Source organism: Streptomyces sp. NPDC005811 (genome assembly GCF_040630405.1).
Taxonomy (GTDB): domain Bacteria; phylum Actinomycetota; class Actinomycetes; order Streptomycetales; family Streptomycetaceae; genus Streptomyces.
In genome coordinates this window covers 45,059-62,553 of the sequence record NZ_JBEXXK010000068.1, presented here as the reverse complement: position 1 = coordinate 62,553, position 17,495 = coordinate 45,059, and the positions used below count along the sequence as shown (strand labels likewise).

Sequence of the window (17,495 nt, the reverse complement as noted above, 5' to 3'; positions counted from 1 at the left end):
CGGTCGCGGAACCCCGGGGCGAACCGCTCCAGTTGGCGTTCGACGGCGTCGGTGAGGTCGCCGGTCCAGCCGTTGGGCACATGCCCGTAGGCCCATCGGTGGGAGCGACCGGGCGCGCGAGGGCGCTTCGGGGCCGCGCGGGCTGGTTCCGGTGGACCATGTGGCCCGGCCGCTTCCGGGGTGTGCTCGGCGCGGCCCACGATCAGCCATCAGCCTCCCGCGTTGTGTGGCCCCCCGGCGCTACGGGCCCCCGCTATGTTCCCCCGCGCCATGCGCCCCGCGTGTGGCCTGTTCGGAGCCGGCGGTGGCCGGCACGCCATGAGCCCTCCCGCGCCATTCGCCCACCCCCGCGGCACGGTGCCCCCGAGTCCGTGCCCCACCGCGCGGCCGTCGGCGCGGGTCGTCCCGATAGCCTTGCCGATCGTGACCGCAACCCTCATCTGGGCCCTCGTCGTCCTCGTCGCGATCGGCCTGTATCTGAGCTGGACGGCGGGCCGACTGGACCGCCTGCACTCCCGTATCGACGCCGCGCGTGCCGCGCTGGACGCCCAGCTGCTCCGCCGTGCCTCCGTCGCCCAGGAACTGGCCACCTCGGGGGTACTCGACCCGGCCGCCTCGATCGTGCTGTACGAGGCCACGCACGCCGCCCGGCAGGCCGAGGAGGAGCAGCGGGAGGTCGCCGAGAGCGAGCTGAGCCAGGCCCTCAGGGCCGTCTTCGCGGACGCGCGCCAGGTCGAGGCCGTCCGCGAGGCACCCGGGGGAGAGGCCGCGACGCACGAGCTGACGGAGGCCGTCCGCCGCGTCCCGATGGCCCGCCGCTTCCACAACGACGCCGTCGGCGCCGCCCGCAGGCTGCGCGAGCACCGCAAGGTCCGCTGGTTCCGGCTGGCCGGCCACGCCCCGTTCCCGATGGCCTTCGAGATGGACGACGAGGCCCCCGCCGCGCTGGCGGACCGCGCCTCCTGAGCGGCCCGGCCCGAAAACGATCCACCGCCTTCCCATTGGCCCTTGCTGTGGACTGGTCCCCTCCCGTTTCCTCGGTGATTGCACAATCCCCTCTTCCCTTCCAGTGAGGTCACCCGTGTCCACCACCGAGAACCAGGCTCCCGAGACCGGCACCGCGCGCGTGAAGCGCGGCATGGCCGAGCAGCTCAAGGGCGGCGTGATCATGGACGTCGTCACGCCGGAGCAGGCGAAGATCGCCGAGGACGCGGGGGCCGTCGCGGTCATGGCCCTGGAGCGGGTCCCGGCCGACATCCGCAAGGACGGCGGCGTGGCCCGGATGTCCGACCCCGACATGATCGAGGGCATCATCGAGGCCGTGTCGATCCCGGTCATGGCCAAGTCCCGCATCGGCCACTTCGTCGAGGCCCAGGTCCTGCAGTCCCTCGGCGTCGACTACATCGACGAGTCCGAGGTCCTCACCCCGGCCGACGAGGTCAACCACTCCGACAAGTGGGCCTTCACCACCCCGTTCGTCTGCGGCGCCACCAACCTGGGCGAGGCCCTGCGCCGCATCGCCGAGGGCGCCGCGATGATCCGCTCCAAGGGCGAGGCCGGCACCGGCAACGTCGTCGAGGCGGTCCGCCACCTGCGCCAGATCAAGAACGAGATCGCCCGGCTGCGCGGCTACGACAACAACGAGCTGTACGCCGCCGCCAAGGAGCTGCGCGCCCCGTACGAGCTGGTCAAGGAGGTCGCCGAGCTCGGCAAGCTCCCGGTCGTGCTGTTCTCCGCCGGTGGTGTCGCCACCCCCGCCGACGCCGCGCTGATGCGCCAGCTCGGCGCCGAGGGCGTCTTCGTCGGCTCCGGCATCTTCAAGTCCGGCGACCCGGCCAAGCGCGCCGCCGCCATCGTGAAGGCCACCACCTTCTACGACGACCCGAAGATCATCGCGGACGCGTCCCGCAACCTGGGCGAGGCCATGGTCGGCATCAACTGCGACACCCTCCCCGAGGCCGAGCGCTACGCCAACCGCGGCTGGTAGTCCCCGATGAGCACTCCTGTCATAGGCGTCCTGGCCCTCCAGGGCGACGTACGGGAGCACCTGATCGCCCTGGCCGCGGCCGACGCCGTGGCCAGGCCGGTCCGGCGCCCCGAGGAACTCGCCGAGGTGGACGGTCTCGTCGTCCCCGGCGGCGAGTCCACCACGATCTCCAAGCTGGCCGTCCTGTTCGGCCTGATGGAGCCCCTCCGCGCGCGCGTGCGTGCCGGGATGCCCGTCTACGGCACCTGCGCCGGCCTGATCATGCTCGCCGACAAGATCCTCGACCCGCGCTCGGGCCAGGAGACGATCGGCGGCATCGACATGATCGTGCGCCGCAACGCCTTCGGACGGCAGAACGAGTCCTTCGAGGCGGCGGTGGACGTCCGGGGCGTCCCCGGCGACCCCGTGGAGGGCGTCTTCATCCGCGCCCCCTGGGTGGAGTCCGTCGGTGCCGCCGCCGAGGTGCTCGCCGAGCACGACGGCCACATCGTCGCCGTCCGCCAGGGCAACGCGCTCGCCACGTCGTTCCACCCGGAACTGACCGGCGACCACCGTGTGCACGCCCTGTTCGTCGACATGGTGCACGCGAACCGGGCCAGGGAGTCCTAGTAGGATCTCTGGGGTTCGTTGTTGGATGGGTTACGCGAAGGAGACAGGCAGATGTCCGGCCACTCTAAATGGGCTACGACGAAGCACAAGAAGGCCGTGATCGACGCCAAGCGCGGCAAACTCTTCGCGAAGCTGATCAAGAACATCGAGGTCGCGGCGCGCATGGGCGGCATCGACATCGAGGGCAACCCGACGCTCTACGACGCCATCCAGAAGGCGAAGAAGCAGTCGGTCCCGAACAAGAACATCGACTCCGCGGTCAAGCGCGGCGGCGGTCTCGAGGCCGGCGGCGCCGACTACGAGACGATCATGTACGAGGGTTACGGCCCGAACGGTGTCGCGGTGCTCATCGAGTGCCTCACCGACAACCGCAACCGCGCCGCCTCCGACGTCCGCGTCGCCATGACCCGCAACGGCGGCTCCATGGCCGACCCCGGCTCGGTGTCGTACCTCTTCAACCGCAAGGGCGTCGTCATCGTCCCCAAGGGCGAGCTGAGCGAGGACGACGTCCTGGGCGCCGTCCTGGACGCGGGCGCCGAGGAGGTCAACGACCTCGGCGAGTCCTTCGAGGTGCTCAGCGAGGCCACCGACATGGTCGCGGTCCGCACCGCCCTTCAGGAGGCCGGCATCGACTACGACTCCGCCGAGGCCAACTTCGTCCCGACCATGCAGGTCGAGCTGGACGAGGAGGGCGCCAAGAAGATCTTCAAGCTCATCGACGCCCTCGAGGACAGCGACGACGTGCAGAACGTCTTCGCCAACTTCGACGTCAGCGACGAGGTCATGGAGAAGGTCGACGCCTGAGCCGACGCTCACGCTCGAACGGGCCGACGGGACACACCCGTCGGCCCGTCGCGTTGTCAGTGGTACCGGATAGCCTGCACAAACAGGTGGTCGATGGGAGGGCGTGTGCGGGTACTGGGGGTGGACCCGGGACTGACCCGGTGCGGAGTCGGTGTCGTCGAGGGGGTCGCGGGCCGGCCGCTCACCATGCTCGGCGTGGGAGTCGTCCGCACGCCCGCCGACGCCGAGCTGGGCCTGCGCCTGGTCGCCGTCGAGCAGGGCATCGAACAGTGGCTCGACGAATACCGCCCCGAATGCGTCGCCGTGGAGCGGGTCTTCAGCCAGCACAACGTCCGTACGGTCATGGGCACCGCCCAGGCCAGCGCCGTCGCCATGCTGTGCGCCGCCCGCCGCGGCATCCCCGTCGCCCTGCACACCCCCAGCGAGGTCAAGGCCGCCGTCACCGGCAGCGGCCGCGCCGACAAGGCCCAGGTCGGAGCCATGGTCACCCGGCTGCTCCGGCTCGCCGCGCCCCCCAAGCCCGCCGACGCCGCCGACGCCCTCGCCCTCGCCATCTGCCACATCTGGCGCGCCCCCGCGCAGAACCGACTCCAGCAGGCCGTCGCCCTGCACACATCGAAAGGCCGTACGGGATGATCGCCTTCGTGAGCGGACCGATCGCCGCCCTCGCCCCCGACTCCGCGGTGGTCGAGGTGGGCGGCATCGGCATCACCGTCCAGTGCACGCCGAACACCCTCGCCGGCCTGCGGAGGGGCCAGCAGGCCAAGCTGGCGACGTCCCTGGTGGTCCGCGAGGACTCCCTGACCCTGTACGGCTTCGTGGACGACGACGAGCGCCAGGTCTTCGAGCTGCTCCAGACCGCGAGCGGGGTCGGACCCCGGCTGGCGCAGGCCATGCTCTCCGTGCACACGCCCGACGCGTTGCGCCGCGCCGTGTCGACCGGTGACGAGAAGGCACTGATCGCCGTCCCCGGCATCGGCAAGAGGGGCGCCCAGAAGCTCCTGCTGGAGCTGAAGGACCGCCTCGGCGAGCCCCTCGGCGCCCCCGCGATCGGCGCCCCGGTCACCCAGGGCTGGCGCGACCAGCTGCACGCCGCCCTGATCGGCCTGGGCTACGCCGCCCGCGAGGCCGACGAGGCCGTGGCCGCCGTCACCCCGCAGGCCGAGGCCGCCGAGGGCACCCCGCAGGTCGGCCAGCTGCTCAAGGCCGCCCTCCAGACGCTCAACCGCGCCCGCTGACCCCGCACCGCGCCCGCCGACCCACACCCCCCGAGGCACATCAATGAACTGGGACGACCCGACCGACATCGACGCCGAGCGGCTGGTGGGCCCGGTCGCCGACCGCGAGGACCAGGCCGTCGAGGCCGCCCTGCGCCCCAAGGACCTGGGTGAGTTCATCGGCCAGGAGAAGGTGCGCGAACAGCTCGACCTCGTCCTGCGCGCCGCCCGCGCGCGCGGCGCCACCGCCGACCACGTGCTGCTCTCCGGCGCCCCGGGCCTCGGCAAGACCACCCTCTCGATGATCATCGCGGCCGAGATGGGCGCCCCGATCCGCATCACCTCCGGCCCCGCCATCCAGCACGCCGGCGACCTCGCCGCGATCCTCTCCTCCCTCCAGGAGGGCGAGGTCCTCTTCCTCGACGAGATCCACCGCATGTCCCGGCCCGCCGAGGAGATGCTCTACATGGCCATGGAGGACTTCCGCGTCGACGTCATCGTCGGCAAGGGCCCCGGCGCCACCGCCATCCCCCTCGAACTGCCGCCCTTCACCCTGGTCGGCGCCACCACCCGCGCGGGCCTGCTGCCGCCCCCGCTGCGCGACCGCTTCGGCTTCACCGCGCACATGGAGTTCTACGAGCCCGCCGAGCTCCAGCGCGTCGTCCACCGTTCGGCCCATCTGCTCGACGTCGAGATCGACCCGGCCGGCGCCGCCGAGATCGCCGGCCGCTCCCGTGGCACGCCCCGGATCGCCAACCGTCTGCTGCGCCGCGTCCGCGACTACGCGCAGGTCAAGGCCGACGGTGTGATCACCCGGGACATCTCCTCGGCGGCCCTCGCCGTCTACGAGGTCGACGCCCGCGGTCTCGACCGCCTCGACCGCGCGGTCCTCCAGGCCCTGCTGAAGCTGTTCGGCGGCGGACCGGTCGGCCTCTCCACGCTCGCCGTCGCCGTGGGCGAGGAACGTGAGACCGTGGAGGAGGTGGCCGAGCCGTTCCTCGTCCGTGAGGGACTGCTCGCCCGCACCCCGCGGGGACGGGTGGCCACCCCGGCGGCCTGGGCACACCTCGGCCTCACCCCGCCCCGCACGGCCGCGGCAGGAAACGGACAACAGGACCTGTTCGGGACCTGAGCGGTTCATCGGCGGGGGCAATGGCGGGGCCAGGAACCCAGGTGCCATGCTGAGCGTTGTTCCATGCACGCGGACTCGCTTAGACTCCGCCGATGCCGCCTTTGTCGGCAGCACACAACCAACCCCCATCCATCAGGCCGCTCAGCCATCGCGGTCGTATGAAGGAAGTTCCGACCCGTGAGTCCTTTGACCCTCCTGCCGTTCATCGTGCTCATCGGGGCCATGTTCCTGATGACCCGGTCGGCCAAGAAGAAGCAGCAGCAGGCCGCCGACATGCGGACCCAGATGCAGCCCGGCAGCGGCATCCGCACCATCGGCGGCATGTACGCGACGGTCAAGGAGGTCAGTGACGACACGGTCCTCCTCGACGCGGGCCCGGGGGTGGAACTGCTCTTCGCGAAGAACGCGATCGGTGCCGTCCTGACCGACGACGAGTACAACCGCATCGTCCACGGCATCGAGCACGACCTGAAGTCCGACTCCGACGTCGTCCCCGACGACGCCTCCTCCCTCACCGACCCCGCCGACGCCGACGAGACCGCCGACGAAGCTGCCGCCGCCTCCGACGACAAGTCCGTCGACCTCGGTAAGAAGGGCGCGTCCGACGAGGACGCGGTGAAGGCCGACGAGCCCGAGGCCCAGCAGGCCGAGGCCGACGAGGAGCCGAAGAAGACCGACGGCGACTCCGACGCGAAGAAGTAGTCACGCCCCCGGGGCTCACGGATCACACCCGTGCGCCCCGGGGCGTGCGCATCTCGCACGGGATCCCGACTACATGTCATGGCCGCCGCCCTGACCAGGCACGAGGCGGCCCGAGAGGGAGTACAAGAAGGTGGCAGCACCTAAGAAGGGCCGGAGCGCGAGCGCCCAGAGCAAGCCAGGGCGCTCTCTGGCCCTGATCCTGATCGCCATCGCGGGGCTCACCGGGGGCATGTTCGCCACCGGGCACACGACCCCGCGACTCGGCATCGACCTTGCCGGCGGCACCAGCATCACACTGGAGGCGAAGGCCGACCAAGGGTCCGCGATCAACAAGGCCAACATGGACACCGCGGTCGAGATCATGAACCGCCGTGTCAACGGCCTGGGCGTCTCCGAGGCGGAGGTGCAGACCCAGGGCGACAAGAACATCATCGTCAACATCCCCAAGGGCACCAACTCCAAGGAAGCCCGGGCGCAGGTCGGCACCACCGCCAAGCTGTACTTCCGTCCCGTGCTGGCCCAGGAGGCCACCGGCGCCGCCGCGGGCACCGCCTCGCCGAGCGCGTCCGCCACGGGCTCCTCCAGCGCCTCGCCGAGCTCGACCGCGAGTCCCTCCGCGAGCGCCTCCGGCACCGGTGAGAAGGCGAGCGACTCGTCCTCGCCGTCCGCCACCGCCACCTCGCAGGGCCGCGCCGTCACCGACGCGCTGAAGGCCGACTCCACGCCGTCCGCGTCCGCGAGCGGCAGCGCCAAGGCCTCCGCGAGCCCGTCGGCCTCCGCCTCGACGAGCACCGACGCCGAGTCCGCCGCGCTCCAGGCCAAGTACGCGGCGCTGGACTGCACCAAGAAGTCCGTGCGCACCAAGGCGGGCGAGGGCGTCAGCCCCGAGGACCCCACCGTCGCCTGTGGTGAGATCTCCGGCGTCTGGTACAAGTACGTGCTCGGCCCGTCCGCCGTCGCCGGCACCGAGATCGACAAGGCCAAGGCCGTCTTCGACACGCAGGGCGCCTCCGGCTGGCAGGTCACCATGGACTTCAACTCCAAGGGGACCAAGAAGTTCGCCGACATCACCGCCCAGCTGGCGCAGAACACCCAGCCGCAGAACGAGTTCGCCATCGTCCTCGACGGCGACGTCGTCTCCAGCCCCTACGTGCAGAACGCGATCTCCGGCGGCAACGCCCAGATCTCCGGCAGCTTCACGCAGGAAGAGGCCCAGAACCTCGCGAACATGCTGTCGTACGGCGCGCTCCCGCTCTCCTTCAAGGAGCAGAGCGTGACCACCGTGACCGCCGCGCTCGGCGGTGACCAGCTGCACGCCGGTCTGCTGGCCGGCGCTATCGGCCTCGCCCTGGTCGTCATCTACCTGGTGGCCTACTACCGCGGTCTGGCGCTCGTCGCGCTCGCCTCGCTGCTGGTCTCCGGCGCCCTCACCTACGTGCTCATGGCGCTGCTCGGCCCGGCCATCGGCTTCGCGCTGAACCTGCCCGCCGTCTGTGGTGCCATCGTCGCGATCGGTATCACAGCGGACTCGTTCATCGTGTACTTCGAACGCATCCGGGACGAGATCCGCGAGGGCCGCACCCTGCGACCCGCCGTCGAGCGGGCCTGGCCGCGCGCCCGGCGCACCATCCTGGTCTCGGACTTCGTGTCGTTCCTCGCCGCCGCGGTGCTGTTCATCGTCACCGTCGGCAAGGTCCAGGGCTTCGCGTTCACCCTCGGTCTGACGACCGTCCTCGACGTGGTCGTGGTCTTCTTCTTCACCAAGCCGCTGATGACCCTGCTCGCCCGCCGCAAGTTCTTCGCGAACGGTCACAAGTGGTCCGGGCTCGACCCCAAGAGCCTGGGCGCGCAGCCGCCGATTCGCCGTACCCGCCGTCCCGCCGGTCCTGCCGGCCCCGTCGAGACGAAGGAGGCGTGAGCGTGTCGAAACTCGGCAACCTCGGCGCCCGACTGCACCGTGGCGAGGTCAGTTACGACTTCATCGGCCACCGCAAGCTCTGGTACGGCATCTCGATCCTGATCACCATCACGGCCATCCTGGGCCTCGCGGTCCGCGGCCTGAACATGGGCATCGACTTCCAGGGCGGTGCGGTCTTCACCACCCCGAAGAACACCCATGTCTCCGTCTCGCAGGCCGAGGACGCCGCCGCGGCGGCGTCCGGCCACGAGGCGGTCGTGCAGAAGCTCGGCGACGGCTCGCTGCGCATCCAGATCGCCGGCATGGACACCCAGCAGTCCGACCAGATCAAGGAAGACCTGGCCAAGGACTTCGACCTCAACGCCGAGTCGATCGCCGCGGACCTCGTCGGCCCCAGCTGGGGTGACCAGATCGCCAACAAGGCCTGGCAGGGTCTGGCGATCTTCATGGTCCTCGTCGTGATCTATCTGGCGATCGCCTTCGAATGGCGCATGGCCATCGCGGCGCTCGTCGCCCTGATCCACGACATCACCATCACCGTCGGCATCTACGCCCTCGTCGGCTTCGAGGTCACGCCCGGTACGGTGATCGGTCTGCTCACGATCCTCGGTTACTCGCTGTACGACACGGTCGTCGTCTTCGACTCCCTCAAGGAACAGACGAAGGACCTCACCAAGCAGACCCGCTTCACCTACAGCGAGGTCGCCAACCGCTCGATCAACGGCACCCTGGTCCGTTCCATCAACACCACGGTGGTCGCGCTGCTGCCGGTCGCGGGCCTGCTGTTCATCGGCGGCGGTGTCCTCGGCGCGGGCACGCTCAACGACATCTCGCTGTCGCTGTTCGTCGGTCTCGCGGCCGGCGCCTACTCCTCGATCTTCATCGCCACGCCGCTCGTCGCCGACCTCAAGGAGCGCGAGCCGCAGATGAAGGCCCTGAAGAAGCGCGTCCTCGCCAAGCGGGCCCAGGCCGCCACCGACGAGGAACCGGCCGACTCCCGCGGTGACTTCGACGCCGAGGACGCCACCCCGGCCGTCGTCGGACCGCGCGACCAGTCCGGGCCGCGCAGCCGCCGCCGGCCGTCGGGGAAGCGCCGATGACCGACGTCGTCGACACCACGACCCTGCTGCTCAGCCGCATCCGCGATGTGGCCGACTACCCGGAGCAGGGGGTGATGTTCAAGGACATCACCCCGCTCCTGGCGGACCCGGTGGCGTTCACCGCACTCACCGACGCCCTCGCGGCGATCGCCGAGCGCACCGGCGCCACCAAGATCGTCGGCCTGGAGGCCCGGGGCTTCATCCTGGGCGCCCCGGTCGCCGTCCGCGCCGGCCTCGGGTTCATCCCCGTACGCAAGGCGGGCAAGCTCCCCGGCGCCACCCTCAGCCAGGCCTACGACCTGGAGTACGGCTCGGCGGAGATCGAGGTGCACGCCGAGGACCTCACCGCCGACGACCGGATCCTGATCGTCGACGACGTGCTCGCCACCGGCGGCACCGCCGAGGCCGCGATCCAGCTCATCCACCGCGCGGGCGCCGAGGTCGCGGGCGTCGCCGTCCTGATGGAACTCAGCTTCCTGGACGGCCGCCCCCGCCTTCAGGCGGCGCTCGGCGAGGCCCCGCTGGACGCCCTGCTGACCGTCTGAGCACCGCTGTACGCCGTAAGGGCGGGCCCGGAGGAATCCGGCGCCCGCCCCTTGCGTTGCAGGGGTAGACGGTCCTCACATCGGCCTGAAGGCGATGCCGGAGCCCAGGATCGCTACGATGGGTCCTCCGGAGCCTGACCGGGGGACCCGGATCGCGCACGAGGAGTCCTCTTGCCTGACGAGGCCCAGCACCTGACAGCCGCCAAGCCCGAGTCCGCCTCGGCACCCGCGGCCAAGCCGGCGCAAGCCGACGCCGGCGGGCCGGTCGAGCACGACCGTTCCGCGCCCGTCGAGAGGCCGGCCGAGCAGCCGCGCCCCAAGCCGGCCCCGCCCGAGCGCCCCGCGGCCGCGCAGCCGCCCGCCCGCTCCGGCTCCTCCAACCGCGTCCGCGCCCGTCTCGCCCGCCTCGGTGTCCAGCGCGCCAACCCCTACAACCCGGTCCTGGAGCCGCTGCTGCGGATAGTGCGCAGCAACGACCCCAAGGTCGAGACCGCGACACTGCGCCAGATCGAGAAGGCCTACCAGGTCGCCGAGCGCTGGCACCGGGGCCAGAAGCGCAAGAGCGGCGACCCGTACATCACCCACCCCCTCGCGGTGACCACGATCCTCGCCGAGCTGGGCATGGACCCGGCCACCCTCATGGCGGGCCTGCTGCACGACACCGTCGAGGACACCGAGTACGGCCTCGACGACCTGCGCCGCGACTTCGGCGACGTCGTCGCCCTGCTCGTCGACGGCGTCACCAAGCTGGACAAGGTCAAGTTCGGCGAGGCCGCGCAGGCCGAGACCGTGCGCAAGATGGTCGTCGCCATGGCCAAGGACCCGCGCGTCCTGGTCATCAAGCTCGCCGACCGCCTGCACAACATGCGCACCATGCGCTACCTCAAGCGCGAGAAGCAGGAGAAGAAGGCGCGCGAGACCCTCGAGATCTACGCGCCCCTCGCCCACCGCCTCGGCATGAACACCATCAAGTGGGAGCTGGAGGACCTCGCCTTCGCGATCCTCTACCCCAAGATGTACGACGAGATCGTACGGCTGGTGGCCGAGCGGGCACCGAAGCGTGACGAGTATCTGGCCATAGTGACCGACGAGGTCCAGTCGGACCTGCGCGCCGCCCGCATCAAGGCGACCGTCACCGGCCGCCCGAAGCACTACTACAGCGTCTACCAGAAGATGATCGTCCGCGGCCGGGACTTCGCGGAGATCTACGACCTGGTGGGCATTCGCGTCCTGGTGGACACCGTCCGCGACTGCTACGCGGCGCTGGGCACCGTCCACGCCCGCTGGAACCCGGTTCCGGGGCGGTTCAAGGACTACATCGCGATGCCCAAGTTCAACATGTACCAGTCGCTGCACACGACGGTCATCGGGCCCAACGGCAAGCCCGTCGAACTCCAGATCCGTACGTTCGACATGCACCGCCGCGCCGAGTACGGCATCGCCGCGCACTGGAAGTACAAGCAGGAAGCCGTCGCCGGCGCCTCCAAGGTGCGCACCGACGTGCCGAAGGCCGGGAAGGGCAAGGACGACCACCTCAACGACATGGCGTGGCTGCGCCAGCTGCTCGACTGGCAGAAGGAGACCGAGGACCCCAGCGAGTTCCTGGAGTCCCTGCGCTTCGACCTGTCCCGCAACGAGGTCTTCGTCTTCACCCCGAAGGGTGATGTCATCGCGCTGCCCGCGGGTGCCACCCCCGTGGACTTCGCCTACGCGGTCCACACCGAGGTCGGCCACCGCACCATAGGAGCGCGGGTCAACGGCAGGCTCGTACCGCTCGAGTCGACGCTGGACAACGGCGACCTCGTGGAGGTCTTCACCTCCAAGGCCACCGGCGCGGGCCCGTCCCGCGACTGGCTGGGCTTCGTCAAGTCGCCCCGGGCCCGCAACAAGATCCGGGCCTGGTTCTCCAAGGAGCGCCGCGACGAGGCGATCGAGCAGGGCAAGGACGCCATCGCGCGGGCCATGCGCAAGCAGAACCTGCCGATCCAGCGCATCCTGACCGGCGACTCGCTGGTCACGCTGGCGCACGAGATGCGCTACCCGGACATCTCCTCGCTGTACGCGGCGATCGGCGAGGGCCATGTGGCCGCGCAGAACGTCGTGCAGAAGCTGGTGCAGGCGCTCGGCGGCGAGGAGGCGGCCACCGAGGAGATCGACGAGGTGGTCCCGCCGTCGCGCACCCGTGGCCGCAAGCGGCGCAGCAACCAGGACCCCGGGGTCGTGGTCAAGGGCGTCGACGACGTCTGGGTCAAGCTGGCCCGCTGCTGTACGCCCGTCCCCGGCGACCCGATCATCGGTTTCGTCACCCGTGGTAGTGGCGTATCGGTTCACCGCAGCGACTGCGTCAACGTGGAGTCACTGTCCCGGGAGCCGGAGCGCATCCTGGACGTCGAGTGGGCGCCCACGCAGTCCTCGGTCTTCCTGGTCGCCATCCAGGTCGAGGCCCTGGACCGCTCCCGGCTGCTCTCGGACGTCACCCGCGTACTGTCCGACCAGCACGTCAACATCCTCTCGGCGGCCGTCCAGACCTCCCGCGACCGGGTCGCGACCTCCCGCTTCACCTTCGAGATGGGCGACCCCAAGCACCTCGGTCACGTCCTGAAGGCCGTACGGGGCGTGGAGGGCGTGTACGACGTCTACCGGGTGACCTCGGCCCGCCGGCCGTAACAGGGCCCGCCCGTAGCAGGGCATGACGAAGGCCCCCGTACACCGCGTACGGGGGCCTTCCTCATGGCAGTGGCGGTATCAGCCGCCGAACTCCTGGAGACCCTTCAGCGCCTGGTCCAGCAGGGCCTGGCGGCCCTCCAGCTCGCGCTCCAGCTTGTCCGCGCGGGAGGCGTTGCCCTGGGCGCGGGCCTGGTCGATCTGCGTCCGCAGCTTGTCCACCGCGGCCTGGAGCTGGCCGGTCAGACCCTCGGCACGCGCGCGTGCCTCCGGGTTGGTGCGCCGCCACTCGGCCTCCTCGGCCTCCTGGATCGCCCGCTCCACGGCGTGCATCCGGCCCTCGACCTTCGGCCGGGCGTCCCGCGGCACATGACCGATGGACTCCCAGCGCTCGTTGATCGAGCGGAACGCGGCACGCGCCGACTTCAGCTCACCGATCGGCAGGAGCTTCTCGGCCTCCTCGGCCAGCTCCTCCTTGAGCTTCAGGTTCTCCGTCTGCTCGGCGTCCCGCTCGGCGAAGACCGAGCTGCGCGCCGCGAAGAACACGTCCTGGGCGCCGCGGAAGCGGTTCCACAGGTCGTCCTCGTGCTCGCGCTGGGCGCGGCCCGCGGCCTTCCAGTCGGCCATCAGCTCGCGGTAGCGGGCGGCCGTCGGACCCCAGTCCGTCGAACCCGACAGCGCCTCGGCCTCCGCGACCAGGCGCTCCTTGATCCGGCGGGCGTCCTCGCGCTGTGCGTCCAGCTGCGCGAAGTGGGCCTTGCGGCGCTTGGAGAACGCCGAGCGCGCGTGCGAGAACCGGTGCCAGAGCTCGTCGTCGGACTTGCGGTCCAGCCGCGGCAGACCCTTCCAGGTGTCCACCAGGGCCCGCAGCCGCTCGCCGGCCGCCCGCCACTGGTCGGACTGCGCGAGCTGCTCCGCCTCGGCGACCAGGTCCTCCTTGGCGTGGCGGGCCTCGTCGGACTGCTTGGCCCGCTGCTGCTTGCGCTCCTCGCGGCGCGACTCGACCGCCGCCACCAGCTTGTCCAGCCGGGCCCGCAGCGCGTCCAGGTCACCGACCACGTGATGCGCGTCGACCTGCTCGCGAATGTGGTCGATGGCGACCTGGGCGTCCTTCGCCGACAGATCGGTCGTCTGCACTCGCTTCTCGAGGAGGCCGATCTCGACAACCAGGCCCTCGTACTTGCGCTCGAAGTAGGCCAGGGCCTCCTCGGGGGAGCCTGCCTGCCAGGAACCGACGACCTGCTCGCCATCGGCCGTACGCACGTACACGGTCCCCGTCTCGTCGACGCGGCCCCACGGGTCGCTGCTCACAGCGCCTCCTCCACATGATGCCTCCGAGGGGCTACGGCGCCCCTGGGCATCGTCCACAGTTTCGTCACGGCCAACATAGGCGACCGGTGGTCCGCCTGTCCGCATCCAGCGCGACCGAATTCCGCAGTTGGCCGCCCCGGACGTCAGGACTTCGTGACCGTCGCCTTGTTGATCACCACGGTCGCGTTCGGGGCACCGTCACCGGCGCCGGTGTTCTCACCCGCGGCGGCGATCTTCTTCAGGACCTTCATGCCCTCGGCCGACACCGTACCGAACGGGGTGTAGCTCGGCGGGAGGGAACTGTCCTGGTAGACGAGGAAGAACTGGCTGCCGCCGGTGTGCGCCTGCCCGGTGTTGGCCATCGCGACCGTGCCCGCCGGGTAGACGTTGTCCTTGAGGCTCTTGTCCTTGAGGTTCTCGTCCGGGATGGTGTAGCCCGGTCCGCCGCTGCCGCTGCCCGTGGGGTCGCCGCACTGCAGGACGTAGATCCCGTTGGTGGTCAGCCGGTGGCACTTCGTGTGGTCGAAGTAGCCCTTGCCGGCGAGGAAGTCGAACGAGTTGACCGTCTGCGGGGCCGCGGCCGTCTTCAGCGCTATGTCGATGTCACCGCACGTCGTGGCCAGCTTCATCGTGTAGTCGGCCGACTTGTCGATGGTGACCGCCGGCTCCTTCTTCCACGAGAGCTTCTTCACCGAGCCCGCGGCGGCCTTCTCGCACGGGTCCTTCGCCGCGCTCGCCGAGGCCTCCGGGGTCGCCTCCGCGCTCGTGTTCGACTTGTCGTCCTTGTCGTCCTTGAGGACGCCCGTGGTGTACAGCGTGAGGCTGCCGATCACGATCACGCCGAGCACCGACGCGATCACCGAGTTGCGCACGCGCGCCTTGCGCCGCGACGCCGTTCGGCGCTGCTGCTGCCGCAAGAACTTCTCCCGGGCGAGCTGACGCTTGCGCTGTTCCTGGGTGACCACCGGATTCTCTCCTCGTGCGTCTCGTGACATCGACCGCTTGCGTGTGCCCCGTACCGTATATGGGTTCGCTGAGGAAACGGCAGCGCCGGTAGGCTCTGACAGCGGCTGTCGCCGCGCAGAAGCCTCCCGTAATCGACACAACCAAGGACGATCGTGCTCATTGCCGGGTTCCCCGCCGGGGCCTGGGGGACGAACTGTTATCTCGTCGCCCCCGCCGCCGGTGAGGAGTGCGTGATCATCGACCCGGGCCATCAGGCGGCCCCCGGAGTCGAGGAAGCGCTGAAGAAGCATCGGCTCAAGCCCGTCGCCGTCGTCCTCACCCACGGCCACATCGACCATGTGGCCTCGGTCGTCCCGGTCTGCGGCGCGCACGACGTGCCGGCCTGGATCCACCCCGAGGACCGGTTCATGATGAGCGACCCCGAGAAGGCGCTCGGCCGGTCCATCGGGATGCCGCTGATGGGCGAGCTGACCGTGGGGGAGCCGGACGACGTCCGCGAGCTGACCGACGGCGTCGAGCTGGACCTGGCGGGTCTGCGGTTCTCCGTCGCGCACGCGCCGGGCCATACCAAGGGGTCGGTGACCTTCCGGATGCCCGAGACGACCGAGATCCCCTCGGTCTTCTTCTCCGGGGATCTGCTGTTCGCCGGCTCCATCGGACGCACCGACCTGCCCGGCGGTGACATGGCCGAGATGCTCGACTCGCTGGCCCGCGTGTGCCTGCCGCTCGACGACTCGACCGTGGTCCTGTCCGGCCACGGCTCCCAGACGACCATCGGCCAGGAGCGCGCCACCAACCCGTATCTGCGGCAGGTGGCCGCCGGCGGCCAGGGAGCGTCCGACGCTCCCCGACGAGGAATGTGACGAGAGACTTCCGTGAGCACCTTTCAGGCCCCCAAGGGCACGTACGACCTTCTGCCGCCCGACTCCGCCCGCTACCTCGCGGTCCGCGAGGCGATCGCCGCACCGCTGCGCAACTCCGGCTACGGCTACATCGAGACGCCCGGCTTCGAGAACGTGGAGCTCTTCGCCCGCGGTGTCGGTGAGTCCACCGACATCGTGACCAAGGAGATGTACGCCTTCGAGACCAAGGGCGGCGACCGGCTGGCCCTGCGCCCCGAGGGCACCGCCTCCGTCCTGCGCGCGGCCCTGGAGGCCAATCTGCACAAGACGGGGAACCTCCCCGTCAAGCTCTGGTACTCCGGCTCGTACTACCGCTACGAGCGCCCCCAGAAGGGCCGCTACCGCCACTTCTCCCAGGTCGGCGCCGAGGCGATCGGCGCGGAGGACCCGGCGCTGGACGCCGAGCTGATCATCCTGGCCGACCAGGCGTACCGCTCGCTGGGCCTGCGGAACTTCCGCATCCTGCTCAACAGCCTCGGCGACAAGGAGTGCCGTCCGGTGTACCGGGCCGCCCTCCAGGACTTCCTGCGCGGCCTGGACCTCGACGAGGACACCCTGCGCCGCGCCGACATCAACCCGCTGCGCGTCCTGGACGACAAGCGCGAGGCGGTGCAGAAGCAGCTCGGTGACGCCCCCCTCCTGCGGGACTACCTCTGCGACGCCTGCAAGGCGTACCACGAGGAGGTCCGTGAGCTGATCACGGCCGCCGGTGTCGCCTTCGAGGACGACCCGAAGCTGGTCCGCGGCCTGGACTACTACACCCGGACGACCTTCGAGTTCGTCCACGACGGTCTGGGCTCCCAGTCCGCGGTGGGCGGCGGCGGCCGCTACGACGGTCTGTCGGAGATGATCGGCGGCCCGGCCCTGCCGTCCGTCGGCTGGGCGCTCGGCGTCGACCGCACGGTCCTCGCCCTGGAGGCCGAGGGCGTCGGGCTCGACCTGCCGTCCACCACCTCCGTCTACGCCGTCCCGCTCGGCGAGGAGGCCCGCCGGGTGCTGTTCGCCAAGGTCACGGAGCTGCGCAAGCTCGGCGTCGCGGCCGACTTCTCCTACGGCGCCAAGGGACTCAAGGGCGCCATGAAGAGTGCCAACCGCAGCGGCGCCCGCTACACGATCGTCGCCGGCGAACGCGACCTCGCCGAGGGCGTCGTCCAGCTCAAGGACATGGAGTCCGGCGAGCAGTCGGCGATCGGTGTGAACGAGATCGTGGCGGAGCTGGAGTCCCGGCTCGGCTAGCACGGTTACGTGGTGATGCACGTGTTTCAACGGAGGTGATCCGGGGCGGCGATCGGCCCGGGACCGGGTACGGAAGCCCGCCACATCCTGTGGCCGGCCTCCTTACCCGGCACGTCCAGGGCGCGGGTGCCCGCGCACGCACTGGCCGGTCACCTACTGCTCCGGCGGCATCCACCCGCCCGGGCATCCGCTCGCCGACTGGGCGGTACCGCTCTGCGTCGCGCCGGCCCTGGCCGCGGGGTCGGCCGCCGCGTGGCCGGTGTGGGTGGTCTCGCGTCGCCGGGCACGGCCCGAGGACCTCTACCGGGTCTGGCTCGCCGCGCTCCTGGTCACCCTCGTGACGACCCTGGCACCGTGGCTGGAGTCGGCGCGGACCTGCCGCACCGGAGTCTGACGCGCCCG

General features: G+C 70.5%; 17 protein-coding genes. 15 read left to right on the top strand and 2 right to left on the bottom strand.

Translation table 11 applies throughout. The features are described from left to right. Nucleotides 1–423: 423 nt before the first annotated feature. From ABZ490_RS45175 to ABZ490_RS45120, 12 genes are all read left to right on the top strand, one after another. Nucleotides 424–966 (top strand): hypothetical protein, encoded by a 543-nt coding sequence (locus ABZ490_RS45175; RefSeq protein WP_359004351.1) that lies wholly within the window; start codon nt 424–426, stop codon nt 964–966. Nucleotides 967–1,081: 115 nt separating this feature from the next. Next, on the top strand, nt 1,082–1,987 hold the full coding sequence (gene pdxS / locus ABZ490_RS45170) for a pyridoxal 5'-phosphate synthase lyase subunit PdxS (RefSeq protein WP_067250098.1): 906 nt from the start codon (nt 1,082–1,084) through the stop codon (nt 1,985–1,987). Between the two features lie 6 nt (nt 1,988–1,993). Beyond that, entirely contained in the window at nt 1,994–2,596 is a 603-nt protein-coding gene (pdxT, locus tag ABZ490_RS45165; protein WP_359004347.1) for a pyridoxal 5'-phosphate synthase glutaminase subunit PdxT, read from the top strand. Between the two features lie 51 nt (nt 2,597–2,647). Next, nucleotides 2,648–3,400, top strand: coding sequence for a YebC/PmpR family DNA-binding transcriptional regulator (locus tag ABZ490_RS45160; RefSeq protein ID WP_359004345.1), 753 nt, complete (start codon nt 2,648–2,650; stop codon nt 3,398–3,400). A gap of 105 nt (nt 3,401–3,505) precedes the next feature. Further along, on the top strand, nt 3,506–4,036 hold the full coding sequence (gene ruvC / locus ABZ490_RS45155; RefSeq protein WP_359004342.1) for a crossover junction endodeoxyribonuclease RuvC: 531 nt from the start codon (nt 3,506–3,508) through the stop codon (nt 4,034–4,036). Then, nucleotides 4,033–4,638 carry a Holliday junction branch migration protein RuvA gene (ruvA, locus tag ABZ490_RS45150; RefSeq protein WP_359004339.1) on the top strand — a complete coding sequence of 202 codons (606 nt, stop codon included), beginning with the start codon at nt 4,033–4,035 and terminating at the stop codon, nt 4,636–4,638. Before ruvC ends, ruvA begins: the two co-directional genes overlap by 4 nt. 43 nt (nt 4,639–4,681) lie before the next feature. Continuing rightward, nucleotides 4,682–5,749: a Holliday junction branch migration DNA helicase RuvB gene (ruvB, locus tag ABZ490_RS45145; protein WP_359004336.1), complete on the top strand. Its 1,068-nt coding sequence runs from the start codon at nt 4,682–4,684 to the stop codon at nt 5,747–5,749. 177 nt (nt 5,750–5,926) lie between these two features. Beyond that, nucleotides 5,927–6,451 carry a preprotein translocase subunit YajC gene (yajC, locus tag ABZ490_RS45140; RefSeq protein ID WP_359004333.1) on the top strand — a complete coding sequence of 175 codons (525 nt, stop codon included), beginning with the start codon at nt 5,927–5,929 and terminating at the stop codon, nt 6,449–6,451. A gap of 130 nt (nt 6,452–6,581) precedes the next feature. Further along, nucleotides 6,582–8,369, top strand: coding sequence for a protein translocase subunit SecD (secD, locus tag ABZ490_RS45135; RefSeq protein ID WP_359004330.1), 1,788 nt, complete (start codon nt 6,582–6,584; stop codon nt 8,367–8,369). A 2-nt stretch (nt 8,370–8,371) separates the two neighbouring features. Further along, entirely contained in the window at nt 8,372–9,469 is a 1,098-nt protein-coding gene (gene secF, locus ABZ490_RS45130; RefSeq protein WP_359004354.1) for a protein translocase subunit SecF, read from the top strand. Beyond that, nucleotides 9,466–10,014, top strand: coding sequence for an adenine phosphoribosyltransferase (locus ABZ490_RS45125; RefSeq protein ID WP_359004327.1), 549 nt, complete (start codon nt 9,466–9,468; stop codon nt 10,012–10,014). The genes secF and ABZ490_RS45125 overlap by 4 nt, the downstream gene beginning before the upstream one ends. 171 nt (nt 10,015–10,185) lie before the next feature. After that, on the top strand, nt 10,186–12,681 hold the full coding sequence (locus tag ABZ490_RS45120; protein WP_359004324.1) for a bifunctional (p)ppGpp synthetase/guanosine-3',5'-bis(diphosphate) 3'-pyrophosphohydrolase: 2,496 nt from the start codon (nt 10,186–10,188) through the stop codon (nt 12,679–12,681). Between the two features lie 78 nt (nt 12,682–12,759). On the opposite strand, the gene ABZ490_RS45115 is transcribed toward ABZ490_RS45120, so the two are convergent. Then, on the bottom strand, nt 12,760–13,989 hold the full coding sequence (locus ABZ490_RS45115; RefSeq protein ID WP_359004322.1) for a DUF349 domain-containing protein: 1,230 nt from the start codon (nt 13,987–13,989) through the stop codon (nt 12,760–12,762). 143 nt (nt 13,990–14,132) lie between these two features. Beyond that, nucleotides 14,133–14,954: a peptidylprolyl isomerase gene (locus tag ABZ490_RS45110; protein ID WP_359004319.1), complete on the bottom strand. Its 822-nt coding sequence runs from the start codon at nt 14,952–14,954 to the stop codon at nt 14,133–14,135. A 153-nt stretch (nt 14,955–15,107) separates the two neighbouring features. On the opposite strand from ABZ490_RS45110, the gene ABZ490_RS45105 reads away from it, so the two are divergent. The 3 genes from ABZ490_RS45105 to ABZ490_RS45095 all read left to right on the top strand — a co-directional run bounded on the left by ABZ490_RS45105 (nt 15,108) and on the right by ABZ490_RS45095 (nt 17,487). Then, nucleotides 15,108–15,818, top strand: coding sequence for an MBL fold metallo-hydrolase (locus tag ABZ490_RS45105; protein WP_359004316.1), 711 nt, complete (start codon nt 15,108–15,110; stop codon nt 15,816–15,818). A 12-nt stretch (nt 15,819–15,830) separates the two neighbouring features. Next, on the top strand, nt 15,831–17,093 hold the full coding sequence (gene hisS, locus ABZ490_RS45100) for a histidine--tRNA ligase (RefSeq protein WP_359004313.1): 1,263 nt from the start codon (nt 15,831–15,833) through the stop codon (nt 17,091–17,093). 265 nt (nt 17,094–17,358) lie between these two features. After that, the gene (locus ABZ490_RS45095) at nt 17,359–17,487 is read left to right on the top strand and encodes a hypothetical protein (protein ID WP_359004310.1); all 129 of its coding nucleotides are present in this window, start codon (nt 17,359–17,361) and stop codon (nt 17,485–17,487) included. Nucleotides 17,488–17,495 lie beyond the last annotated feature (8 nt).

Bases quoted from the DNA above. Each gene is read 5' to 3' on its own strand.
- ruvB (WP_359004336.1), top strand. From the start codon at position 4,682: ATGAACTGGGACGACCCGACCGACATCGACGCCGAGCGGCTGGTGGGC.
- pdxT (WP_359004347.1), top strand. From the start codon at position 1,994: ATGAGCACTCCTGTCATAGGCGTCCTGGCCCTCCAGGGCGACGTACGG.
- ABZ490_RS45160 (WP_359004345.1), top strand. From the start codon at position 2,648: ATGTCCGGCCACTCTAAATGGGCTACGACGAAGCACAAGAAGGCCGTG.
- ABZ490_RS45125 (WP_359004327.1), top strand. From the start codon at position 9,466: ATGACCGACGTCGTCGACACCACGACCCTGCTGCTCAGCCGCATCCGC.
- ruvA (WP_359004339.1), top strand. From the start codon at position 4,033: ATGATCGCCTTCGTGAGCGGACCGATCGCCGCCCTCGCCCCCGACTCC.